Raw genomic sequence first — 22279 nt, forward strand, 5'->3', positions numbered from 1 at the left:
AATACCTTTATGAAAAAACGTTCATTAATATTCGCTGCACTGATTGGCATTGGCCTGATGAGTTGCTCAAAAACAAAAAACGAAAACGAAAGTAAAACAATGACCAGTACGATTTCGAAAGAAGTATTCGGAGACCTGCCGGATGGCACAAAAGCGGATCTTTACACCCTTAAAAATGCAAACGGAATGACGGTAAAAATCACCAATTATGGTGGTATTGTTACTGAATTAACAGCAGAAGACAAAAGTGGAAAATGGGAGGATGTAGTATTGGGTTTTGACTCTCTTGCTCCTTACATCGCCGAGAATCCATTTTTTGGAGCGCTCGTTGGCCGCTTTGGAAACCGCATCGCCAATGGAAAATTCACGCTTGACGGCAAAACTTATTCCTTACCCATTAACAACGGACCAAATTCTTTGCACGGTGGTATCAATGGCTTTAACAAAAAGCTCTGGAACGCGACTGAAATCAAAAAGGATTCTGTCGTGGGTCTCGAATTGACTTATGTTAGTAAGGATGGCGAAGAAGGTTATCCGGGAACTTTAAATGTTAAGGTGACTTATACGCTGTCAAACGAAAACGGTCTTCGTATTGATTATGAAGCGACTACCGATAAAAACACCGTTATTAATTTGACAAATCACTCGTATTTCAATTTGACTGGATTCAAACGTGATATTTTGAATCATGAAGTTTATATCAAATCGGATAGTATGGTTCCTGTAAATGCAACTTTGATTCCAACCGGAAAATTAAGAGCTGTAAAAGGAACTCCGTTTGATTTTAACGAGCCTACACTTGTCGGAAAAAGAATCAATGATGTTGCTGATGAACAGATCAAAAATGGCGGTGGTTATGATCATTGCTGGGTAATAAGCGGCGCGGATAAAAGCTTATCACTTTTTGCTACGGTTAAAGATCCTGAAAGTGGTCGTTTTATGGAAGTTTATACGACAGAACCTGCGGTTCAGTTTTACTCCGGAAATTTCCTGGATGGAACGCTGACTGGAAAGGGGGCCACATATGGCAAGCGTTTTGGACTTTGCCTGGAAACGGAACATTATCCGGATTCACCGAATCAGCCGCAATTTCCTTCCACAGAGCTAAAACCCGGAGAAACTTACAAGACTTCTACGGAGTATAAGTTTTCAGTGAAGTAGTTGTTGAAAATAATTGGGGAGCTGCCGGAGATAAAAATTTCCTGGCAGCTTTCTTGTTTTACACCTTTGAGATATGTGGCTATGGCTGAAGCCGAAAAGATTTTGGCTCGCTCCTACCCAAGGCTGAAGCCTTGGGTTAATTTCTTACGCCAAAATAATTCCGGCAATATCACTAACCCAAGGTTTCAACCTTGGGTGCCCAGGACTAAGCGTGAGCCAGGCTTTAGCCGTCGATATTTTCACCCAAACTTCAAAAAGTAATTTATTAACAAGATAATCGTGCTGAAGAATTATCTTTGCAGGAAAGTTTCTTTTGAATAAATATCATCAACATGCTTACCAGAACCGTAAAAATCAGCAATGTTACCAACCTGTCCGACGCCCGTTATTGCGCTGGTATGGGTGTTGAAATGCTGGGATTTTCTATAGACCAAGATTCCCCGAATTATATATCACCGAAAAAGTTTGAAGAAATTTGCTCATGGCTTGCCGGCGTTCAGCTCGTCGCCGAGTCGAGCCAGAGCGACCCTGAACAACTTTTAAAATCACTTGCCGAATATCCTGTTCATTACATACAGGTAGAAACTCCAGGCCTGCTTACTTATCTGCAAAGCGAATTAAGTTTGCCGCTGATACTGCGCGTAAGCGTCGACACCTATGACGCAAATGATATCTATTCCATTCTGAGCCGTTATGGAGACGAGGTCGCCTATTTCCTTCTCGAAAGTGATGCAAATTTGAAACTAACCGAAGACTGGCTGGATGTTTTAACAAAACTTGCCAAAGAATATCCTATCCTGATCGGTTTTGGACTGGATGACGAAGTTGCCGTAAATAAATTGACCGACACATTTCCGGAGATCGGCATAGCATTACGGGGAAGTGAAGAGATTCGCCCTGGTTACAAAGATTTTGGAAGTATGATGGATATTCTGGAAGCGTTGGAAGAAGAATAAATTTATCAACGCTTGACCTTGAAGTATTTGCTTTGTAGAATCCATTTCAGCTAAAATTCCTGCCAAATTCGCTATTATTAGTTAGTTAAAATAAGTTTAAAAATCGGAAATCATTCCAGATGACCTTTTAACACGTTTACTAACCGATAATAAACTTCCAGCTTGCAGTATCTTGTATCACCCACTACCTTTGATTACAACATAAACGTAAACAACGAAATGGAAAAGAAATTGCACCGCATACCCGATCAGGCCGTATTTGGAGGAGTTGCTTCCGGTATTGCCCAATATTTACAGATAGATGTCGTAATCGTTCGTGTTTTATTCGTCGTCATGTTATTCCTTCCAATACCGCCAAGTTTTGGCTGGACAGGAATTCTGTACATCATTTTATGGGCAGTACTGCCAACCGGATCGGCAGACGTCCATAATTTCGATACTGTCGCTTCCAAACCACACGATCCGGAAGCAGAGAAAAAACGTAACGATCAGACTATAAAAATCCTGGGTGGTGCGTTGGTATTGTTTGGTATTTTTATGCTGATTGATGACTTTCCACTCTGGTATGAGATCAAACCATACTTCTGGCCAATTGCACTAATCACGATTGGCGCATTTTTAATTCTTCGCCAGCGGGATAAGGAGCAGGAAGGAAATACAACAGTGTATCCAACAACGCCTCCGCCAACAGACCCGGTGGAACCATATACACCAACGCCGGATCCACAGCCTTATACACCTTTCGGAACGACGGAATCCACACCGCCAAATACTTTTCCGGAAGATCCGAATGGAAAAAAAGCCGATGATGACGATGAAATTATCAAAGTGAATTAACAAAAACAGCCATGAATTTTAAAAGTATTTTCTGGGGACTTCTGCTCATCATCGCAGGTTCCCTCTTCCTGATCGAGGAATTTACAGGTTTTGATTTCAGAGGCTTTTTCTGGCCTGTCATGCTGATCATCGCCGGTGCGTTACTTCTGCTCAAAAACTACATCAACTCCGATTCTTCCAACCACTCTAATATTTAATCGTTATGAAAAATTCAAAAGGCGTTTTCTGGGGTGGAATTCTTATTGTGATTGGTATTGTTGCACTTCTTCGCAAACTGGATTTATTTTATTTTAACTGGGATTCGATTCTGCCTTTCTGGCCAGTGCTGCTTATCCTCGCGGGATTACTGATTCTGGTTACCGACAGACATGCGCCGGCAAGAGCATTTGTTGGGATACTTATCGCATTTGCTGTTTTTGGCGGATTAGCGCACCGGACGGATCGCGCTTTCGATCGTCATAACGATAAATGGAATTTTAACTGGAATGATGGTGATAATGACGATCAGGATGAAGATCAGGATAATGAAGAGGAAGATGAGGATAAAGACGAAGATTATGAACGCGAACACAGCGAGAGACAGGACGATGGCAGGCTGAAAAATAATTCCTATGAATATGCGATGGAAGATTTTATCCAGAAAGCTAATTTCAACCTGGAAGGCGGAGCGGGTTCATTTACCCTTAAAGGAAGTACAGAAAAGCTTTTTCAGGCAGATACGCATTCATCCATTCTTGGTTTTCTATCAAATACGACGATCAATAAATTGGCCAATACAGCAACGGTCAACTTAAAAATGGAGGACGGTAATGTAAAACTGAATAAGGGCGAACTGAGTAATAAGGCGGAGATCGAGCTAAACGAAAAACCAATCTGGAACATTGATCTTGGATTAGGAGCCGGAAAAGGTGATTTTGATCTAAGTAATTATAAGGTTGAATCTTTGAAAGTTAGTACCGGCGTAGCAGATATGAATATCCGTCTGGGTGATAAACTCGAACGCGCTGATGTGAAAATTGAGGCCGGCGTGGCTTCAATTGATCTCGAAATACCAAAGTCAGCAGGGTGCGAAATTGTTCTCGAAGGGGCACTCAACTTAACCTCATTTGACGATCTGGAAAAAATCAATGACAATCTTTATCGTTCGCCGGGATTTGAAAAAGCTACCAGAAAAATTAATATTAATTTCGAAGGTGGCCTGTCAAAAGTGAAGATCAAAAGATACTAATAGCTTATTCTCCTCCTTTTCGGCGTTCGGGAAGGAGGTTTTTTTTATTTTTAAAGTATGCGTTTTATAAAATTGTTTTGCCTGCTGATCTTCTGTTTATTTATTTCACAACAGATAAGCGCACAAGGCAAAAAGAATGTTTCAGCTACCGAAAAGAAAATATTGGATCAGGGACTAGTTGATATACAAAGCGTTAATCCTGAAATTCTGGTAGAATTAAAGTATGCAACGCCTGATAATTTTATGAAAAAAAATGTCTACGGAGATCTGACACACGCATATCTTCAGCCTGAAATTGCCAGAAGACTTTCCAAAGCCAGCAACCTGCTTAAAAAAGAAAAACCTGGCTACAAACTTTTGGTTTATGACGCCGCCCGTCCTAATACTGCGCAGTATAAATTGTGGGATGCGCTTGACGATTTGAAGATTCCGGCTCGCCAGAAAACCCAGTATGTCGCTGATCCTAAAATTGGATCAAACCATAATTTTGGCTGCGCGATCGACTTGACGGTGGTGGATGAAAAAGGTAATCCATTAGATATGGGGACCAAATATGACTTCTTCGGTCCCCTCGCCTATCCCCGTTCCGAGCAGGAAATGCTTCGGCAGGGTAAACTCACTACGAAACAAATTGCTAACCGGAATATTTTGCGCACGGCCATGGTTCGATCTGGTTTTACCGTAAACACAACTGAATGGTGGCATTTTGACGGCATGTCAAAAAAGCTGGCAAGGGCAAAATATGGTATGATCAAATAGTTACGCTTTTTTTACTGAACTTCCGCCAGATACCTTTTTGTTAACATCCGGATTACCTTTATACCGCAAACTGCTGGCACCGCTTACGTCAACTTTCAGATAACGTGTTACTGAAAGTTTCCCTTGACTTGCTCCCGATAACTTAATATCCGACTCTTCCGACTGATAATCAAATCCATTAATTTCCGACGCTCCGGACAATTCTCCATCGATAAACTGACCGCTGCCAATAAGGTGCAAATGAGAAGCACCGGACAAATCCAGCTCAATTGTTTTTACAGACCCGGCAAAATCACATTTTGAAGCTCCGGAAAGTTCGAAATCAATTTCTCTTGCATTTTCAAAACCGGAAATGTTTGCCTGAACGGCTCCCGAAAAGTCAACGCCTGATAACGAGGGCATTGTGATGTCAATCGTCATTTTGCGACGACGATTTCTCCAGGGCTCTTTATACCGCACGATCAACTCCTTGTCCTCTACAAAAATTTCAAGATCATCCAGATCATTTAGTTCGCCCGTAGCAGAGATTAAGAAAAAATTACCGGCTTTGACATTTACCTGAAAAGCATTTCCCATTTCGAGATGATCGAAATTGTCCATGTCAAAAACGTGTGTGCCGATTCCTCGTGGCTCCAAATCTTCATCGATCGAATCGCAGGATTGCAGGCTGAATAATGTGAATGCGTAGACAAACAAAGGAAGAAATAATTTTTTCATGGCTAATATTATTTTGGCTAACATCGGGAACGTCCCGTCTTCCTTTTCAGGACAATTCAATTTTATTTTCCCCCTATCAACAATAAATTTTTTTTGCGTAGGGGGAAAGTCCATTCCGCTTGTCATAATAAAAATGAACTTGAACTGTGGCAGCAACCGCTCTTAGTAATCGGAATTTTATAATCGGCGGAGATTATATACTTTTGGCGGAAAACCAAAAACGAAAATCCGTGCAGGCCACCGATCCGGAAATTGTACAAGCGATAAGACGAGGAGACGAAGCTGCTTACGAGCGGACTTTTCGTTTTTATTATCAGCGGCTGTGCAACTACGCCAGTTCGTTGTTGAAGGATGAGGAGGATGCAGAAGAAATTGTCCAGACGGTATTTATTACAATTTGGGAAAAGAGAGAAGATCTGGAAATTACACTTTCTTTAAAATCATATCTTTACAGGGCCGTTCATAACCATTGTCTGAACCGCTTCAAACACGCTTCCGTGAAAGAAGCTTACCGTGAATATGCTGTAAATTATATACCGCAGTCTTATGAGTCTGTTACAGAAAGTATTCATGCGGACGAGCTTGCCGAAAGAATAGAGAAGGCAGTTCGCCTTCTGCCTGAACAATGTCAGAAAGCGTTTCGGATGAGCCGTTTTGAGGAACTGAAATACCAGGAAATAGCCGATCGACTTAACATTTCAATCAAAACGGTTGAGAATCAAATCGGTAAGGCGCTTAAAATTTTACGCAATGAACTGGCGGATTACCTGCCATCACTGCTAATACTTTTTTATTTTTTACACCAACAGTTTTTCCAGTCGTAACCATGAACAATTCTCATGAAAACATATCGGATGAGCTGTTAGCGAGATATCTGGCCGACACTGCCACTGCGGAAGAAATATCCGAAGTGCAAAACTGGCTTAATTTTTCGCTCGAAAATGAGCAGGAGTTAGCGGCTTTTGAAGTGCTTTGGGAAAAATCCGCGCTTCTGAAAAACAAGAGCTCAGAAGTAGACACGGATGCAGCCTGGGAAAAAGTGAGGCTAAAAATGAGCATTCAGAAGCCTGGCGAAAAAACTCCGTTATTTGCAAATGACAACGCAGAAAATGAAGTTGGCATTAAGAAATTACCCTTAGAAAAACGAAAACCGTATACCTTATGGATTGCAGCGGCTGTATCGTTGACCCTGATGGCATTTGGTTTCTATATTTTCAGGACGCAATTTAGTGAAGTTGAATTACTGGAAGTTGCCACCACGAACAATACGACCGAAGCCATACTGCCTGACGGAACGAAAGTTTTTCTGAATTATAATTCAAAAATAAGTTATCCTGAAAATTTCCATGGAGATCTTCGCACTGTTTCCTTAAATGGTGAAGGATTTTTTGATGTAAAACCTGACGCTGCACATCCCTTTGTGATTGACGCAAACGGAACGGACGTGCGGGTTTTAGGTACTTCATTTAACGTTAAGGCATATAAAAAAGAACTTGTCCGGGTTGATGTAAAAACCGGAAAAGTACGGGTGAGCAAAGCCGATCAAAAAATTGAGCTGGTAAAAGGAGAAAGTGCAGAAGTTGCGGACGATACGTTGAGAAGTTTGCGTGCTGACATAAATGTTATGGGATATCGCACGCATGTGTTTGATTTCAATGGAGCGAAACTGGGTGAAATTATTAATTCCCTGAACGAAGGTTATCACGCGGATATCCGGCTGGCCAATACGGATCTTTCGAAATGCCGCCTGACCATAGGTTTCCAGAAAGAACCTTTGGACACAACGCTTGCTGTAATCGCGGAAACGCTGGATTTAAAACTGAGAAAAGAAGGCAAAACCTATTGGCTCGACGGCAACAGTTGTCAATAATCAAAAATTTGCCCTTCCCAAGAATTAATCAACCCGATTCTCTTGAAAAAACTTTATCCGCTCTCCCTTTCGTTTCTATTTATTTTTCTCATTTCTGTACCTTCCTTCGCACAGGAATTGTTGGAAAGAAAAATCTCCATACGGGTTACCAATCAGCCTGTCGACGAAGTTTTGCAGCAAATCGAGAATCTTGCTGGGTTTAGTTTCTCTTACAGTCCGGATGTAATCGAGATCAAAGCCCGTGTTTCTCTTAATATTTCTAACAAAACTGTACGGGAAATATTAAATGAGCTGTTTAAGGGAAAAGTAGTTTTTAAACAACGGCACCGGTACATCATCCTTCAAAAAAACCAAAAAGTCGAAAATGATGTACCTTCGGAATTTAATCTGAATGGTTATATTATTGATAAAAACACAGGAGACAAATTGGCAAATGCCAGTATTTATGAACCCGTTACCCTTGCCTCAACAATCAGCAATCAGTTTGGTTATTACAAAATACGGCTGCCGACTGCGCCAACTTCCGTACGGCTTGAAATAAGAAAAGAGCAATATGTTGGTAAAACGATTATTATCGCTAATCGAAAAAACACCTATTTGCCGATAACGCTGAACCCCGATACACTCAAAGTTTTGTCGACAAGAAAACCAAATATTCCCAGCCGTACAGAATCGGCTTTCAATCCAAAAATAGAAATTCCTCAGATTGAGTATACCACCACGACGTATGTCTTGCCAGATACTATTATTGAAAAAGATACACTGCTGATTGTGAGCAAATTAAGAGGAACTTATCAGCGTGTAAGAAAAGATTTTAGTCTGGCCTTTGCCTCTGCAAAACAGGCAATCAATACGCGCAATATCACCGATACTTTGTACCGCCCGGTGCAAACGTCGATTCTGCCTTTCATGAGTACCAACCGTGAACTAAGCGGTAACGTTGTGAACGATTATTCTTTCAATGTGTTTGCCGGATATTCTTTGGGAACAAACATATTGGAAATTGGGGGATTCTTTAATGCTGATCGCGGGCATGTAAAAGGCGTGCAACTTGCGGGAATTGCTAATGTTGTGGGTCATAATGTCACTGGTTTTCAGTATGCTACGGCACTTAATGTCGTTATGGGCAATGTCAAAGGATTCCAGTATTCTACTTTACTAAATTTCACTGCCGGAAATTTTAAAGGCGTACAGCTTGCCGGTGTTGGAAATGTTTTATTGGGAGACCTGAATGGCTGGCAAATTTCAGGTGCCTATAACTTTGCTAAAACAGTAAAAAAAGGACATCAGTTAAGCGTCTTTAATTACGCAGATTCCTCCTCCACCGCGCCCATCGGCTTTTTAAGTTATGTCAGGAAAAACGGATATCGCCGCTATGAAATTTCGACTGATGAGTTTAATTATTTTAACACATCTTTTAAAACGGGTGTAAATGCATTTTACAATATTTTCACGGTAGGCTTTAATGGCATGGTTAATAACAAACCGCTTGGGAGCATTGGCTATGGATTTGGAACAGCAGCCAGACTTGGCCGTGGATGGATGTGGAATGCCGATATCACTCTAAACGTGGTTGCCATGAATAAGGATTTCAACAGCAATTCTGCGGCCGGATTATTCAAACTGAATACTTCCATTGAAAGGAATCTTGGTAACAGATTATCAATCGCTTTTGGCCCTTCAATGAACCTTCTGGCTGGGAATAATGAAGGAACAGCCAAAGACAACCGGACTTTTCTGTCAACAATCTGGCTTTGCGGGGAGCCGGATAAAACTCAGAAAGATTATGCCTGGGTAGGTTTTCAGGTAGCGATAAGACTTCGAGATAAGTTATAAATTTCGATTTCACGGAGAGCAGAAAAGCGGACGCCGGTTAAAAACGCAGAGATCGCAAAGATTATACTTAGCGATCTCTGCGTCTATCTTCCCTTCTTCGCGTGGAAAAACAAACTAAAAACCAATTCTCCCCCTGCTATTTCTTCCTATTCGTCCTCCGGCGTAGTCTCTCAATTCTTCCAGCTCCTTCTCAAATCCACCGGAGAGAATCGGGAAACGGCACCATGAACGTGGGTCAAGATTTAGGTCATCCAGATGGAAAGATGGCGCGTAACGCTCTCTTTTCCACTGATTACGGCTCCAAAGTTTGAAAAACCTTTCTGTCCAGCCAAGAATCTGCTCGTCTGAATAAACTTCTTTATAACGCACGATCATATTTTTGAAACATTCAACAGGCGATTTCTTATCACGGATCGCTACCTTTTCCAATGCATCGAGGAAATCATAAGGCATCAGATCAGCTTCGTCTGTCTGGTTTAATGCCAGTGGACGAAGTTCAGCGGTGGGCTGCAACGAGTTTACTTTTTTCAACCCTTCTATACGAATATGTTTTCCTTTAACCTCACACCCAATCGTTTCCAGCCAGCGAAGCCATTGACGCAGATAATGTTTGTCGATTCCCGCCAACGGGCTGATACTGCCGGAAGTATCACCATCCATAGTCGCATAACCAACCGCAACCTCCGAACGGTTAGAAGTTGCAAGAAGCAAATGATTGGAAAGATTTGTCAAAAGCCAGACACCCGGGGCACGAACCCTCGCCTGAATATTCTGTAGAGCAATATCATCCGTATCCCAGGATAATTTTCTGCCAATCTGATCTTCAATCAGGCCTTTGTAAGTTTCAACAAGACCGTTAATGTTGATGTTATAAAATGTAGAACCGATTGATAACGCCAGTGAACGAGCGGATTCCAGCGTATCCTCAGAGCTGTTATCGGTTCCCTGATAAATATTATGGATCAGGGCCAAAGCAATATCTTCCTCTGTTTCAGCCGATTGAATACCTTTAATAAAAGAAAGTTTTTCTTTAAAACGTGGCATACCAATACTCTCATCAGCCAACCGTATCATTAATCCGCAAAGTGCAGTGCAGGCACAGGAATCTGCTCCGCCCGACAAAGAAATGGTAAATCCATTGGAACGGCTTTTCCTCAAATAATCAAAAAGTCCAAGTGAAACAGCCCTGGCAAATTCCTCTTCTTTCAGCGCTCCGCCTTTTTCAAAAGCTTCCAGTTCTGCAATTTGCTGCGGCACAGGACTGATATCCGGAAAATCAAAACGAGCCGCGATCCGCCAGGTTTTGTCTTTGTTACCAGAAGAAATTTTATTTTGTAATTGATTCAAACGGGTATTATCTGTATCAATAACCGCGGTGATAATCAGATAATCTTCATAACTGAAACGATCGCTGGTCACCAGCATTTCGCCGTTGGAAGCAATCATCGCATCACCGTCATAAATGGCTCTCCCAGCCTCATTTCCTAATAAGTTGGTATAAATATAGCTGCATCCAAACGATCTTGAACCATCCAGAACCAGCCTTTCCCTGGTCAGGAATTTATGAAAAGCAAAGTGACTTGCACTTGGATTCAAAATGACATCCACTCCACGCTCATAATGTCTCCGGCCTGGGCGGTTAGAAACCCAGGCATCTTCGCAGATCTCAAAACCGATTCTTATACCTGATAAATCAAAAATAATATCCCCGATCGGATACAACATCTGATCGATTTCTATGCTCTCGACCAAACCAATGGGCCAGGGACGAAACCACCTGGCTTCGTAATGAATTCCGTTGTTTGCAAGATTTTGTTTACAGTAAAATCCAATAATCTGTTTGTTTGCGATCAGGCAGGCAGCGTTGTACAAACTGTTATTATGACGAACCGGCAAGCCAACGGCGACAACAATTCCGGCAGTGGCCTGAACAATTTCATGAAGACATTTCAGAGCCTGATCAACGAGATCATGCGCAAAAAAATAATCCTCACAGCCATATCCGGAAACACAGAGTTCCGGCAGACAAAGCACACTGACATCCTGCTTTTTTGACTCCTCAATCGCCAGCAAAATATGATTGGTATTAGAATCCCACGCCATAGGCGTTTGATTAACTACCCCAGAAGCTACTTTTATAAATGACATAATTTAAAAATCCGGTTTTTAGTAGACATAGATAGTCAACTCTTAATCACAAACTACCTGGCAACTTAACAAAAAAATGAGGAGAAGAATTGAATTTTATAATTTTTCATTTCAATGATATAGGTTTAAAATCATCCGACTTGGAAAGTCGCTTTCATCACGGATAAGTTTTTCGCTACTTTTGTCAAATTAATAGTAAAATCTAACCAGTCAATTTCTTTGCGTTTTCCCTCATTTGTCGCCAAACGTATCCGGAATAACGAAGCCGGCTCTTTTTCAGCAACGGTTTCACGTATTGGCGTAGCCAGTATTGCTATTGGCGTGGCGGTTGGAATCGTGTCATTTGCCGTGCTGATCGGATTTAAAGAAACGATCCAGAAAAAAGTTTTTCTCTTCGGGGCGCATATCAACATTACAGCATTTGCGCTGGGAAATACCTACGAAGAAGGTGCAATGAACGTCAAAAATCCTGTTGCCGACGAATTAAAGAACATGCCTGAAATAAGTCACTGGCAGGCTGTGGCTCATAAATCCGGAATTTTAAAGACACCTGATGAAATAAAAGGTGTTTTGCTGAAAGGCGTTGGCAAAGATTACGACTGGAATTTGTTTAAAAACACACTTGTTGAAGGCCGGTTAATAGGCAAGACGGATTCGTCTTCATTGAAATATGGTTACTCTTCCGAAATTCTGATCAGCCGCAAAATTGCATCGCAGCTAAAATTAAAGACTGGTGATGACGTAATTATGTACTCTTTGCAGGATCCGCCAAGGCCAAGAAAACTGACAATTTCCGGAATTTATGATACCCAAATGGAGGAGTTTGATGACCGTCTTATCATCGGAGATCTTGCTCTTGTACAGCGGCTCAATGGCTGGGGACCGGATTCGATCGGAACTTATGAAGTTTATCTGAAAGATTTTCAGCAGCTTGATAATGTTTCTTTACATTTGAAAAAATTATTACCTCCCGCTGTTTACCTTCAAAAAGTTACGGATGTCTTCCGTCAGCTATTCGACTGGCTGATTCTTCTGGACAGAAATACGGCTGTTTTCTTGACGCTGATTCTCTTCGTCGCATGCTTCAATATGATCTCCATTTTGTTGGTCATGATCATGGAGAGGACTCCGCTGATCGGCTTGTTGAAGACATTGGGAAGTCCAAATAAACAGATCCGAATGGTATTTTTCCGGGTTGGCCTGCACATGGTTCGCAAGGGTTTATTGATTGGAAATATTACAGGCCTGGCATTCTGCTGGATACAGCATGAGTTCAAAGTGATTCCATTAGATCCCGTCAACTACAATATGGATACGGTGCCGATCATGTTCGACTGGGCGACATTTTTGCTGATAAACATCATCACGGTCATTGTTTCTGCCTTGATCCTGATGATCCCAACCCTGATCATCACCCGAATCCAGCCGATAAAGGCACTGTTATTTAAGAAGTAATTTTTATAATAGTTGCACAGACCATTGATAGTAAAAAAACAGGTACACAGAGAATAATTAAACGCTGCGCAAGACCGCTGTGTAACCTACCAAATCACCAGATAACCTTATTCAAAAGCTCCCCAGCCCTCAATAACGTATCATTATTTTTTGCAAAGCAAAAACGCAAAACCCTGAAATCCGTTGGTTGGTCGTAGAAAGAAGAAATAGGAATTGACGCCACACCTGCTTCTATGGTAAGCCTTTCAGCCAATGCCAGATCATGTTCATCAGATAAATTTTCATACGAAACGTTCTGAAAAAAACTTCCTTCCGAAGGTTTTAGTTTTAATCCGGTATCCTTAATTGCGTTATTAAAAATATTCCTCTTTGTTTCGTAAAAAGACGAAAGACTGAGATAATGCTCAGGCTCTTTCAGAAATTCTGCGATGGCGAACTGGAATGGCGTGATCACACTGAAAACCATATACTGATGAATTTTCCGGAACTCAGCTGTAAACTCTTTCGGGGCCAGACAATAACCTACTTTCCAGCCCGTGGTGTGAAAAGTTTTACCAAAAGAACCGCAAAGAAACGTCCTGGCAGCCAATGACGGAATTGATACTGCTGAGATATGCTGCAATCCGTCGAAAATAATGTGTTCATAAACTTCATCACTGATCACAAAAAGATCGTGTTGCTCCGCCAGTAGATCCAGTTTTTCCAGGTCAGTTGAAGTCCATACTTTTCCGGTAGGATTATGCGGCGTATTGATAATAATCGCCTTCGTTTTTTCTGTAATTTTCGAACTTACAACTTCCCAATCAATGTATTCATACTGCGGATCCAGCGTCACAAAAACCGGAACTCCGCCATTCATTTCGATCGCAGGAACATAACTGTCATAAGCAGGCTCAAAAACGATAACCTCGTCACCCGGATTTACAACCGTTGAAATGGCTACATAAAGTGCTTCTGTGGCCCCGCTGGTGATGGTAATTTCATTAACCGGATGATATTCTGTGGAAGTTGCTTCGAATATTTTTCTAGAGATCGCCTCCCTTAATGACAATATACCCGCCATCGGCGCGTACTGATTTTTACCTTGTCTTATATATTTATCAACCAGCTTCTGCAAGTCTGGCGAACAGTCAAATTCCGGAAATCCCTGTGCCAGATTTATTGCTTTGTAATCCTCGGCAAGTTTAGACATGTGGGTAAAAATGGTGGTACCAACTTTGGGTAATTTCGACTGAATCGCAGATGTTGCGGAAGGCATATTATAGCGGAAAGGAGTGATAATTAAATATAAAAATGAACCGGCAGCATGGCTTGTTCAAATATAATTGAAACAGCCATACTGCCGGTGTGGCATGCTATAAATTTTGTTTAATTTCACTTTTTAACTTTCCAGTCAAAAATAGATTTCAGTAATTCTTTACGATCCGGCGTTCCATCGAAGTTCTCATCAACGAAAGTGTAAGCAATTTTCCGGTCGTTACCAATCACAAAAAGTGAGGGTGTAAAAACTTCCTCAGAGATTCCGGCGATACGGTCCCAGATCGGTGAAGTTTCTGAATACACGCCGTAAGAACGCGCGACATTGAAATCCTTGTCATGAATAATCGTGAAATCTAGTTCCAGTTTCTTAGTTATACGCTCGATCTGCTTTGAAGATTCATTTGTCAATACCAAAAGTTGCCCACCAAAAGCTTCGATTTTCGGCGCTAATTCCTGCAACGCAGCCAAATGTTTTGATGCGTAACTTCCCCAGCATGGACAGTAGAAACTCAAAACGAGGGGTTTGTAAGACAATAAGTCAATTAATGACCTGGAATCGCTGGCGACAGAAAAGCCTGATACAGAGGTTGTCTGCACGCCATCTTCTGAGCGCAGGTAAAACATAGGTGCCAAATTGCCAACAGATAGTTCTTCCGCAAGCTCATCTTGTTCCCGCTCTTTTAGCTGAATGGTTGAAATATTTCCTAATTCATCTTCGAATTCGTAATACATAATCTCCAGGGTTGTGTTGTTTATTCGAGTTTCCGGAACAAAGATATGATTAATCTATTTAATCTACAAATTTTATAGAGTAATAATTTTGCAGTAAAAAATCGTAGTGAAAATCCAGTTTGGTTTTATGAATTATGTTATCAAAAGTTTTTTGCTTCGAAATATTTCTTACTCGGTAACAGGAAACTCCTACGGAGTTAAAATTAATATCCAATCGTTTTTTCTATAAACAGGATGCTCCGATGGAGCTGGTTGGTCAGGTCAAACAATTCATAAGAATTTCAAAGAAGGTCGTGTTCCAGAAAATTGCTGTATCAAATAAAGTTCGTTAGAGCTCCCTGTTTATAGAAATCGAATGAGCCAATAAATAAGAGACTCCTTACCAGCGCCTTGGATATGTATTGCAAATTAATTAGCACCAACAGGAAACTCCTACGGAGATAAAATTAATATCCAATCGTTTTTTCTATAAACAGGATGCTCCGAAGGAGCCGGTTGGTCAGGTCAAACAATTCATAAGAATTTCAAAGAAGGTCGTGTTCCAGAAAAATTGCTATATCAAATAAAGCTCGATAGAGCTCCCTGTTTATAGAAATAGAATGAGCTAATAAATAAGAGCCTCCTTAGGAGCGCCTTGGATATGTATTGCAAATTAATTAGCGCCAACAGGAAACTCCTACGGAGTTAAAATTAATATCCAATTGTTTTTTCTATAAACAGGATACTCCGATGGAGCTGGTTGGTCAGGTCAAACAATTCATAAGAATTTCAAAGAAGGTCGTGTTCCAGAAAATTGCTATATCAAATAAAGTTCGTTAGAGCTCCCTGTTTATATAAATCGAATGAGCCAATAAATAAGAGACTCCTTACCAGCGCCTTGGATATGTATTGCAAATTAATTAGCACCAACAGGAAACTCCCACGGAGATAAAATTAATATCCAATCGTTTTTATACCAAATAAAGCTCGATAGAGCTCCCTGTTTATAGAAATCGAATGAGCCAATAAACATGAGGCTCCTTAGGAGCCGCCTATATTGGTCATTTTTACCTGACTATCATTCAGGTTTTTGAAATCAAGCGTGATATGTTGTATTGAAGAAGAATTTAGAAGTAAATCCGTGGTAATAAATTCAGGGTAAATACTTCCTGAATCCATTTTTTCAATATTTTCCCAATGAAATAATAATTCATTATCATCTTCCTGCACCACAAAATCGCGCTGGTTTTCCGTATCCGGAATTTCCATTTGGTAGTAAAAACCGATCTCGTGATGTTTAATTTCGTTGTATTCGAAGAAATTTTCAACAACCCAAAGCAGTTTTCCGACAATCACTTTCTGCCCTATTTCTTCCAGCATTTCTCTGAGAAGCGTCTCTTTCGAAAACTCGAACATATCGACCCGACCGCCAGGCAAGCTCCAGAAATTATCGGTCGGTGTCCGGTGAAGTAATAATTTTCCATTTTGGACAGCAACACCTGCAACACGGAAATTGAACAATGCGCCTTCGACCGGAAGACAAATAGAAGAAACGCTGTTCATAATTTAAATAATGCTGACATCAGGCATTGACAATTTTTTCAACAGTAGAATCTCTGATAATCAGAGAGGTTTGTAAAGATCTCGTTTCAAAAATCGTCGGTTTCTTAGGGTGTTCAATGAGACGGATCAATAATTCAGTCGCCTGGTGCCCCATATCAATAGCAGGCTGGACAACCGTCGTCAATGGCGGGTTGAATAATTCAGCAACGCTGGTATTTGTAAAACCAACTAACGCCATTTCCTCCGGAATTTTCATATTTTTCTGAATCAAAACAGACATGCAGCTGGTGGTCAGCCGGTCGCTTGCCGTAAAAATAGCATCCGGAGGCTCAGGTAAATTCAACAGTTCCTGAACAGCAGTTTCATTTTCCGCCAGCATCATACCACCGTGATGGCAATATTTCACATAAGATTCATCAAATAATATCCCATTATCTTCAAGCGCCTGGCGGTATCCGGCAAGTCTTTCTGTAGTGATGGACAGATACAACGGACTCGTTAAATGTGCAATTCTTCTTCGACCGGTTTTGATCAGATGTTCCGTCGCCTGGTAGCTTCCAAAAAAGTTATCAACGACAATTTTATGCGTATCTATATTTTTAGGAACACGGTCAATAAAAACAATTGGCATCCCTTTATCAAGCAGTTCTTCAAAATGCGTCAAATCCCTTGTTAGGCTTGACAAAGAAACCAAAAGCCCATCCACTTTTCGGGATACAAGGTAATTGGTATTTGCAACCTCCCTTTCATAAGACTCGTGACTTTGAAAAATCACCACATGATAGCCCATGTTATAGGCGATCGATTCAATTCCGTTGATGAGCTGGGAGAAAAAGTTATTGGCAATTTCGGGAATAATTACACCAATAGATTTGCTTTTACTATCTCGTAAACTTAAAGCAATCGGATTGGGCCGGTAATTCATCCTCTCGGCATATTCCAATACGAGCTTCTTTGTTTCATTGTTAATTTCGTAGCTGTTTCTCAACGCACGGGAAACCGTGGATGTCGACAAATTCAGTGCGCGGGCAATATCTTTTATTGTAATTGTTTCCAAAGAATATATTCGTTTATTACAACTTATTCCTAGATAAAAAATACTTATCTAAACACTCAGTGAATATACTAAATTACCTTTCAATTCTACAATTTTAACGGTTCAAGTTCGCTATGGAAGTTTCTGGTAACGTTCCCGATAACGATTGCACAAAAAAAGACAATCTAATATTTGATAATTCTAATTAATACATCTAAACTCGTTCATTCTTATCCATCTTTTGCAAAATCTGGCTAAATTCATACCATTCGCGAAAGAAATCAACAGAAATATTTAAATGAATAGTACAAATTTATTCAACCTTACCGGCAAAACTGCGTTGGTAACAGGTTGTAACCGCGGAATTGGCAAAGCAATGGCCGAAGCATTAGCCGAAGCAGGTGCTGACATCATCGGAATTTCTTCTTCCCTGCCGACAACCGAGAGCGAAATTGAAAAATCGATCACAACGATTGGCCGGAAATTTTACCCATATCAGGTTGATCTGGGTAATCGTGAGAGCCTTTATGCTTTTATTAAATTGGTCAAAGAAGAGCATAAGGTCATTGACATTTTGGTGAATAATGCAGGGATAATTCTGCGTCAGCCCGCGGCTGAACATTCAGATGCATATTGGGATCAGGTGTTGAACATCAATCTGGACGCGCCGTTTATACTTTCCCGTGAAATCGGAAAAGAAATGGTAACCAGAGGATATGGCAAAATTATTTTCACTGCTTCACTTTTAACCTTTCAGGGCGGCATCAATGTTCCGGGTTATACGGCATCAAAAAGTGCCATCGGCGGCTTGGTAAAAGCTTTGGCAAATGAGTGGGCTGGTAAAGGTGTGAATGTCAACGCCATTGCGCCGGGTTATATCAACACGGACAACACAGAAGCTTTGCGGAATGATCCTGTCCGCAGCAAATCAATTCTGGATCGCATTCCTGCCGGGCGCTGGGGTTTGCCGGAAGATTTTAAAGGACCGACATTATTCCTGGCTTCCGACGCCTCCAATTATGTCAACGGAACGACGCTTACAGTTGACGGCGGCTGGATGGGGAGATAGTGTTGAATGATGGAATGAGTGAATGATAGAATGAGTGAATGGGATTACTCCCAGTCTGTTACTGATATTAGAATTACAAAAAGTGCTGTATGGGCGAATGCTAATTGCTTACAGCCAAAAGCTACTAAACTATGGAAATCAGATTTGCAAGCAGTCGTAAAGAGGTTTCTCAGATGAATACTGAGACTTTGCGTGAGAATTTTTTAATTGAAAATATATTTGAATCCGGTAAAATCAACTGGGTTTATTCGCATTACGACCGCGTCATGATCGGCGGTGCCATTCCTGTTTCCACGCCTTTGGTATTAGATACTTTTGATTCTTTGAAAGCCAATTATTTCCTGGAAAGACGTGAGATTGGTATCATCAATATTGGCGGTGACGGTATAGTAAATGTTGACGGAGAAGAAATTGCGATCAGTAAACTGGGCTGCATTTATGTTGGTAAAGGGACACAGAAAGTGATTTTCACCAGCATCGACGCAGAAAATCCGGCTGCATTTTACCTGCTTTCTTCACCAGCACATCAAACCTGCCCGACACGTTTGTTTACAAAGGAAGATGCTACGCCGGTGACCATAGGAAGTATGGAAACTTCAAATCACCGGACGATCTATAAATACATTCACATGGATGGAATTCAAAGCTGCCAGCTTGTGATGGGCCTTACGGTTTTGAAAACGGGCAGTGTCTGGAATACGATGCCGTCGCACGTGCATGATCGCCGGATGGAGGCATATTGCTATTTTGACGTACCGCAAAATCAGCGAGTTCTGCATTTGATGGGTGAACCATCAGAAACGCGCCACTTATGGGTGGCCGACCGTCAGGCGATTATTTCTCCGCCATGGTCAATTCATTCCGGCTGCGGGACTTCCAATTACTCATTTATCTGGGGAATGGCAGGCGAAAATAAAGATTATACTGATATGGACGCCGTTGCGATCGGTGATTTAAGATAATCATTCATTCAATTTATTGGGAGTTTGGCAAAGCGGAATACTTTACCAAGCTCCTTTTTTTATTGATATAATACCAAATTTATTCTGTGAATAGATCTATATATCTATTCCCGAAATTGACCAAAAACAAACATTCTTACACCGTTTCAAACTTGTGGTAATAAAATTCTATCATTGGCAACGTTCCCGATAACGATTGCACAACAAAAGACAATTTATTATTTGATAATTATAATTATAAGCTCTAAACTCGTCTTATTCCTATAAGAGGCTTATCAGTAACATACCGTTTGAATTATTGAAAAAAGTCAATTCTATATCTGGATTTTCAGAAAATCAGCACGTTAATAAATTAGAATGAAAAAACTCTTATTCCTCTCTTTTCTGATCATCACAGGTTTTAAACCTGATCAGGATAAAATTCAGGTTTTCCTGATCGGCGACTCAACACTTGCGAATAAAGCACCCGGACAAGCACCGGAAACTGGTTGGGGAATGGTTTTTCAGGATTTTTTTACTGATAAAATTAAAGTTGAAAATCACGCGCAGAACGGGAGAAGTACAAAAAGTTTTATCAACGAAGGCCGCTGGGCTACTGTTACTAAAAATCTGAAAGCTGGTGACTGGGTTTTTATTCAGTTTGGACACAATGATTCAAAAGATAAGGATACTAGCCGGTACGCTGCTGCAAATACGGATTACAAAAAAAATCTGGTACGCTTCATCAACGAAACGAAGGCAAAAGGTGGAAATCCGGTTTTGATCACGCCGGTGATGCGCCGCCGTTTTGATGAAAAAGGTATATTTTTCGATACACACGGAGATTACCCGGCCGCGGTAAAAGCTGTTGCAAAAGAGCAAAAAGTTCCGATGATTGATCTGCATACATTAAGCCAGGAGGTCATTGTACAACATGGCGTGGAAGGTTCAAAAGCACTTTTTATGCATGTCGAAGCAGGGCATTACCCCAAATTCCCGAAGGGACTGGTCGACGATACGCATTTTACAGTTTATGGAGCACAAATCATGGCGGGCCTTGTTGCAAAATCGGTGCATAAGCTGGACCTGGATTTAAAAAAATATCTTAAACATTTTGGCGATACAGACAAGTTTGTCTATGACTTGCCGGTTGTTCAGCAGCCGTCTTTCCGAAAAGATACCTTTAATATTATTTCTTACGGTGCGAAGAATGATGTGCTGGTGTTAAATTCAGCTGCCATCAATAAAGCCATTGAAGCATGTGCTGAAAAAGGTGGCGGCACAGTGCTTATACCTGAGGGTTTCTGGCTTTCAGGGCCAATTACTTTGAAAAGCAATATTAATCTTCATTTGGCAAAAGGTGCGTTGTTGCAGTTCAGCGACAATTACAAAGATTATCCGCTTGTTAAAACAACCTGGGAAGGACTGGACGCGATCCGTTGTCAATCGCCTGTGAGCGCGACGGATGCGGTAAATATTGCAATCACCGGCGGCGGAATTATAGACGGAGCCGGACAAGCCTGGCGCTCTGTCAAGAAAGAAAAACTGACAGATTCTCAATGGCAAAAACTGGTTGCTTCAGGTGGCGTTTTGGATCAGGCGCAAAAAATCTGGTATCCAAGTGAAGGTTCAAAGTTAGGAAATACCACGCCTGGCGCAGGGAATATTGCCGCAGGTTATACCATGGAAACCGTCACGAAATTTCAGGAATATCTTCGTCCGAATATGATCCGTTTTACCAATTGTAAAAGAATTCTTCTTGAAGGCGTTACTTTCCAAAACTCCCCTGCCTGGAACCTGCATCCGATGCTTTGCGACCATATCACGTTAAAAAACCTGACGGTTAGAAATCCTTGGTACGCGCAGAACGGTGATGGTGTGGATCTTGAATCCTGCCGTTTTGCCATGATAGACAATTGTACTTTTGACGTCGGTGATGATGGAATCTGTATTAAATCCGGTCGCGATGAAGAAGGCCGCAAACGTGGCGTCCCAACTGAAAATGTAATTGTTCAGAATTCGACTGTCTTTCATGGTCACGGAGGTTTCGTGATTGGAAGTGAGATGTCGGGAGGTGTTAAAAACCTCTTCATTAATAATTGTAATTTCCTGGGAACTGATGTGGGCCTTCGTTTCAAAACAGCACGCGGACGCGGTGGCGTTGTAGAGAATATTTTTATTTCCAACATTAATATGACGAACATTCCTGGTGAAGCGATTCTTTTTGACATGTACTATATGTCAAAAGATCCGGTCCCGAAAGCAGGTGAGAAAAATGAATTACCTGTGATGAAAGCGGAACCTGTAAACGCAGGAACGCCACAATTTCAGAATTTCAATATCCGGAATATCGTATGCAAGGGCGCGGAAACAGCGATAATGGTTCGCGGGTTGCCGGAAATGAGTATCAAAAATATTACAATCGAAAATGCCATCCTGCAAAGTAATAAGGGTTTTGTCTGTATCGAAGGCGAGAATATCAACTTGAAAAATGTTTCCTTTTTCACGAAAGATAAAACCGTTATGCAAGTTCAAAACAGCACGAATGTAACGATGGACAAAATCACCTATGCCGATGGCAGAGACTTGCTTCTGAAAGTGACAGGCGACCGCTCAAAAGGAATACGTTTACTGAACACCGACGATAAAAAGGCAAAGAAGAATATTGAATTCAGCGGCAATGCTTCATCCAAAGCATTAACCAGAAACTAAAAATCCAAAAACAAAATCGT

At 41.2% G+C, this 22279-nt stretch carries 19 protein-coding genes; 13 read left to right on the forward strand and 6 right to left on the reverse strand.

Translation table 11 applies throughout. The features are described from left to right. Window positions 1-9: 9 nt before the first annotated feature. The 6 genes from AC1XUO_RS23625 to AC1XUO_RS23650 all read left to right on the forward strand — a co-directional run bounded on the left by AC1XUO_RS23625 (window position 10) and on the right by AC1XUO_RS23650 (window position 4941). Window positions 10-1161, forward strand: coding sequence for an aldose epimerase family protein (locus AC1XUO_RS23625; protein ID WP_483332304.1), 1152 nt, complete (start codon window positions 10-12; stop codon window positions 1159-1161). A 332-nt stretch (window positions 1162-1493) separates the two neighbouring features. Next, entirely contained in the window at window positions 1494-2117 is a 624-nt protein-coding gene (locus AC1XUO_RS23630; RefSeq protein ID WP_483332305.1) for a hypothetical protein, read from the forward strand. Between the two features lie 219 nt (window positions 2118-2336). Then, a complete protein-coding gene (locus AC1XUO_RS23635) occupies window positions 2337-2954 on the forward strand; it encodes a PspC domain-containing protein (protein WP_235150892.1) in 618 nt (205 codons plus the stop codon). An 11-nt stretch (window positions 2955-2965) separates the two neighbouring features. Beyond that, window positions 2966-3151: a LiaI-LiaF-like domain-containing protein gene (locus AC1XUO_RS23640; RefSeq protein ID WP_483332306.1), complete on the forward strand. Its 186-nt coding sequence runs from the start codon at window positions 2966-2968 to the stop codon at window positions 3149-3151. Between the two features lie 5 nt (window positions 3152-3156). Then, the gene (locus AC1XUO_RS23645; protein WP_483332307.1) at window positions 3157-4182 is read left to right on the forward strand and encodes a LiaF transmembrane domain-containing protein; all 1026 of its coding nucleotides are present in this window, start codon (window positions 3157-3159) and stop codon (window positions 4180-4182) included. Between the two features lie 57 nt (window positions 4183-4239). Next, a complete protein-coding gene (locus AC1XUO_RS23650; RefSeq protein WP_483332308.1) occupies window positions 4240-4941 on the forward strand; it encodes a M15 family metallopeptidase in 702 nt (233 codons plus the stop codon). Here the strand turns inward: AC1XUO_RS23650 and AC1XUO_RS23655 are convergent, their stop codons facing one another. Next, the gene (locus tag AC1XUO_RS23655; RefSeq protein WP_483332309.1) at window positions 4942-5658 is read right to left on the reverse strand and encodes a head GIN domain-containing protein; all 717 of its coding nucleotides are present in this window, start codon (window positions 5656-5658) and stop codon (window positions 4942-4944) included. Between the two features lie 146 nt (window positions 5659-5804). Between AC1XUO_RS23655 and AC1XUO_RS23660 the strand changes: the two genes are divergently transcribed. From AC1XUO_RS23660 to AC1XUO_RS23670, 3 genes are read left to right on the forward strand one after another with little or no spacing between them, the layout of a single operon-like run. Continuing rightward, window positions 5805-6482 carry an RNA polymerase sigma-70 factor gene (locus AC1XUO_RS23660; protein WP_483332310.1) on the forward strand — a complete coding sequence of 226 codons (678 nt, stop codon included), beginning with the start codon at window positions 5805-5807 and terminating at the stop codon, window positions 6480-6482. A 2-nt stretch (window positions 6483-6484) separates the two neighbouring features. Continuing rightward, window positions 6485-7528, forward strand: coding sequence for a FecR family protein (locus tag AC1XUO_RS23665; RefSeq protein ID WP_483332311.1), 1044 nt, complete (start codon window positions 6485-6487; stop codon window positions 7526-7528). 42 nt (window positions 7529-7570) lie between these two features. Further along, window positions 7571-9364 carry an STN and carboxypeptidase regulatory-like domain-containing protein gene (locus AC1XUO_RS23670; RefSeq protein ID WP_483332312.1) on the forward strand — a complete coding sequence of 598 codons (1794 nt, stop codon included), beginning with the start codon at window positions 7571-7573 and terminating at the stop codon, window positions 9362-9364. 114 nt (window positions 9365-9478) lie between these two features. Here AC1XUO_RS23670 and nadE read toward each other — a convergent pair whose 3' ends face one another. Then, window positions 9479-11512 carry an NAD(+) synthase gene (gene nadE, locus AC1XUO_RS23675; protein WP_483332313.1) on the reverse strand — a complete coding sequence of 678 codons (2034 nt, stop codon included), beginning with the start codon at window positions 11510-11512 and terminating at the stop codon, window positions 9479-9481. 219 nt (window positions 11513-11731) lie between these two features. Here nadE and AC1XUO_RS23680 point away from each other — a divergent pair, with 219 nt between their 5' ends. After that, window positions 11732-12967 carry an ABC transporter permease gene (locus AC1XUO_RS23680; RefSeq protein ID WP_483332314.1) on the forward strand — a complete coding sequence of 412 codons (1236 nt, stop codon included), beginning with the start codon at window positions 11732-11734 and terminating at the stop codon, window positions 12965-12967. A 94-nt stretch (window positions 12968-13061) separates the two neighbouring features. Here AC1XUO_RS23680 and AC1XUO_RS23685 read toward each other — a convergent pair whose 3' ends face one another. The 4 genes from AC1XUO_RS23685 to AC1XUO_RS23700 form a co-directional block, all read right to left on the reverse strand. Further along, window positions 13062-14225: a methionine aminotransferase gene (locus tag AC1XUO_RS23685; RefSeq protein ID WP_483332315.1), complete on the reverse strand. Its 1164-nt coding sequence runs from the start codon at window positions 14223-14225 to the stop codon at window positions 13062-13064. A 116-nt stretch (window positions 14226-14341) separates the two neighbouring features. After that, a complete protein-coding gene (locus AC1XUO_RS23690; RefSeq protein WP_483332316.1) occupies window positions 14342-14959 on the reverse strand; it encodes a peroxiredoxin family protein in 618 nt (205 codons plus the stop codon). A gap of 1020 nt (window positions 14960-15979) precedes the next feature. Continuing rightward, window positions 15980-16501 (reverse strand): NUDIX hydrolase, encoded by a 522-nt coding sequence (locus AC1XUO_RS23695; protein ID WP_483332317.1) that lies wholly within the window; start codon window positions 16499-16501, stop codon window positions 15980-15982. 19 nt (window positions 16502-16520) lie between these two features. Beyond that, window positions 16521-17558, reverse strand: coding sequence for a LacI family DNA-binding transcriptional regulator (locus tag AC1XUO_RS23700; protein ID WP_483332318.1), 1038 nt, complete (start codon window positions 17556-17558; stop codon window positions 16521-16523). 277 nt (window positions 17559-17835) lie between these two features. Between AC1XUO_RS23700 and AC1XUO_RS23705 the strand changes: the two genes are divergently transcribed. From AC1XUO_RS23705 to AC1XUO_RS23715, 3 genes are all read left to right on the forward strand, one after another. Further along, complete coding sequence (locus AC1XUO_RS23705; RefSeq protein WP_483332319.1) at window positions 17836-18606, forward strand: SDR family oxidoreductase; 771 nt, start codon at window positions 17836-17838, stop codon at window positions 18604-18606. A gap of 131 nt (window positions 18607-18737) precedes the next feature. Beyond that, on the forward strand, window positions 18738-19568 hold the full coding sequence (gene kduI, locus AC1XUO_RS23710; protein ID WP_483332320.1) for a 5-dehydro-4-deoxy-D-glucuronate isomerase: 831 nt from the start codon (window positions 18738-18740) through the stop codon (window positions 19566-19568). Between the two features lie 357 nt (window positions 19569-19925). Further along, window positions 19926-22259: a glycosyl hydrolase family 28 protein gene (locus AC1XUO_RS23715; RefSeq protein WP_483332321.1), complete on the forward strand. Its 2334-nt coding sequence runs from the start codon at window positions 19926-19928 to the stop codon at window positions 22257-22259. Window positions 22260-22279: the final 20 nt, after the last annotated feature.

The sequence above is a fragment of the Dyadobacter sp. HNCC25DJ186 genome (assembly GCF_056895235.1).

Coding starts and splice junctions, on each gene's coding strand:
- AC1XUO_RS23695 (WP_483332317.1), bottom strand. CDS start 16,501: ATGAACAGCGTTTCTTCTATTTGTCTTCCGGTCGAAGGCGCATTGTTC.
- AC1XUO_RS23630 (WP_483332305.1), top strand. CDS start 1,494: ATGCTTACCAGAACCGTAAAAATCAGCAATGTTACCAACCTGTCCGAC.
- nadE (WP_483332313.1), bottom strand. CDS start 11,512: ATGTCATTTATAAAAGTAGCTTCTGGGGTAGTTAATCAAACGCCTATG.
- AC1XUO_RS23645 (WP_483332307.1), top strand. CDS start 3,157: ATGAAAAATTCAAAAGGCGTTTTCTGGGGTGGAATTCTTATTGTGATT.
- AC1XUO_RS23650 (WP_483332308.1), top strand. CDS start 4,240: ATGCGTTTTATAAAATTGTTTTGCCTGCTGATCTTCTGTTTATTTATT.
- AC1XUO_RS23705 (WP_483332319.1), top strand. CDS start 17,836: ATGAATAGTACAAATTTATTCAACCTTACCGGCAAAACTGCGTTGGTA.
- AC1XUO_RS23640 (WP_483332306.1), top strand. CDS start 2,966: ATGAATTTTAAAAGTATTTTCTGGGGACTTCTGCTCATCATCGCAGGT.
- AC1XUO_RS23655 (WP_483332309.1), bottom strand. CDS start 5,658: ATGAAAAAATTATTTCTTCCTTTGTTTGTCTACGCATTCACATTATTC.
- AC1XUO_RS23625 (WP_483332304.1), top strand. CDS start 10: ATGAAAAAACGTTCATTAATATTCGCTGCACTGATTGGCATTGGCCTG.
- kduI (WP_483332320.1), top strand. CDS start 18,738: ATGGAAATCAGATTTGCAAGCAGTCGTAAAGAGGTTTCTCAGATGAAT.
- AC1XUO_RS23665 (WP_483332311.1), top strand. CDS start 6,485: ATGAACAATTCTCATGAAAACATATCGGATGAGCTGTTAGCGAGATAT.
- AC1XUO_RS23685 (WP_483332315.1), bottom strand. CDS start 14,225: ATGCCTTCCGCAACATCTGCGATTCAGTCGAAATTACCCAAAGTTGGT.
- AC1XUO_RS23635 (WP_235150892.1), top strand. CDS start 2,337: ATGGAAAAGAAATTGCACCGCATACCCGATCAGGCCGTATTTGGAGGA.
- AC1XUO_RS23715 (WP_483332321.1), top strand. CDS start 19,926: ATGAAAAAACTCTTATTCCTCTCTTTTCTGATCATCACAGGTTTTAAA.
- AC1XUO_RS23690 (WP_483332316.1), bottom strand. CDS start 14,959: ATGTATTACGAATTCGAAGATGAATTAGGAAATATTTCAACCATTCAG.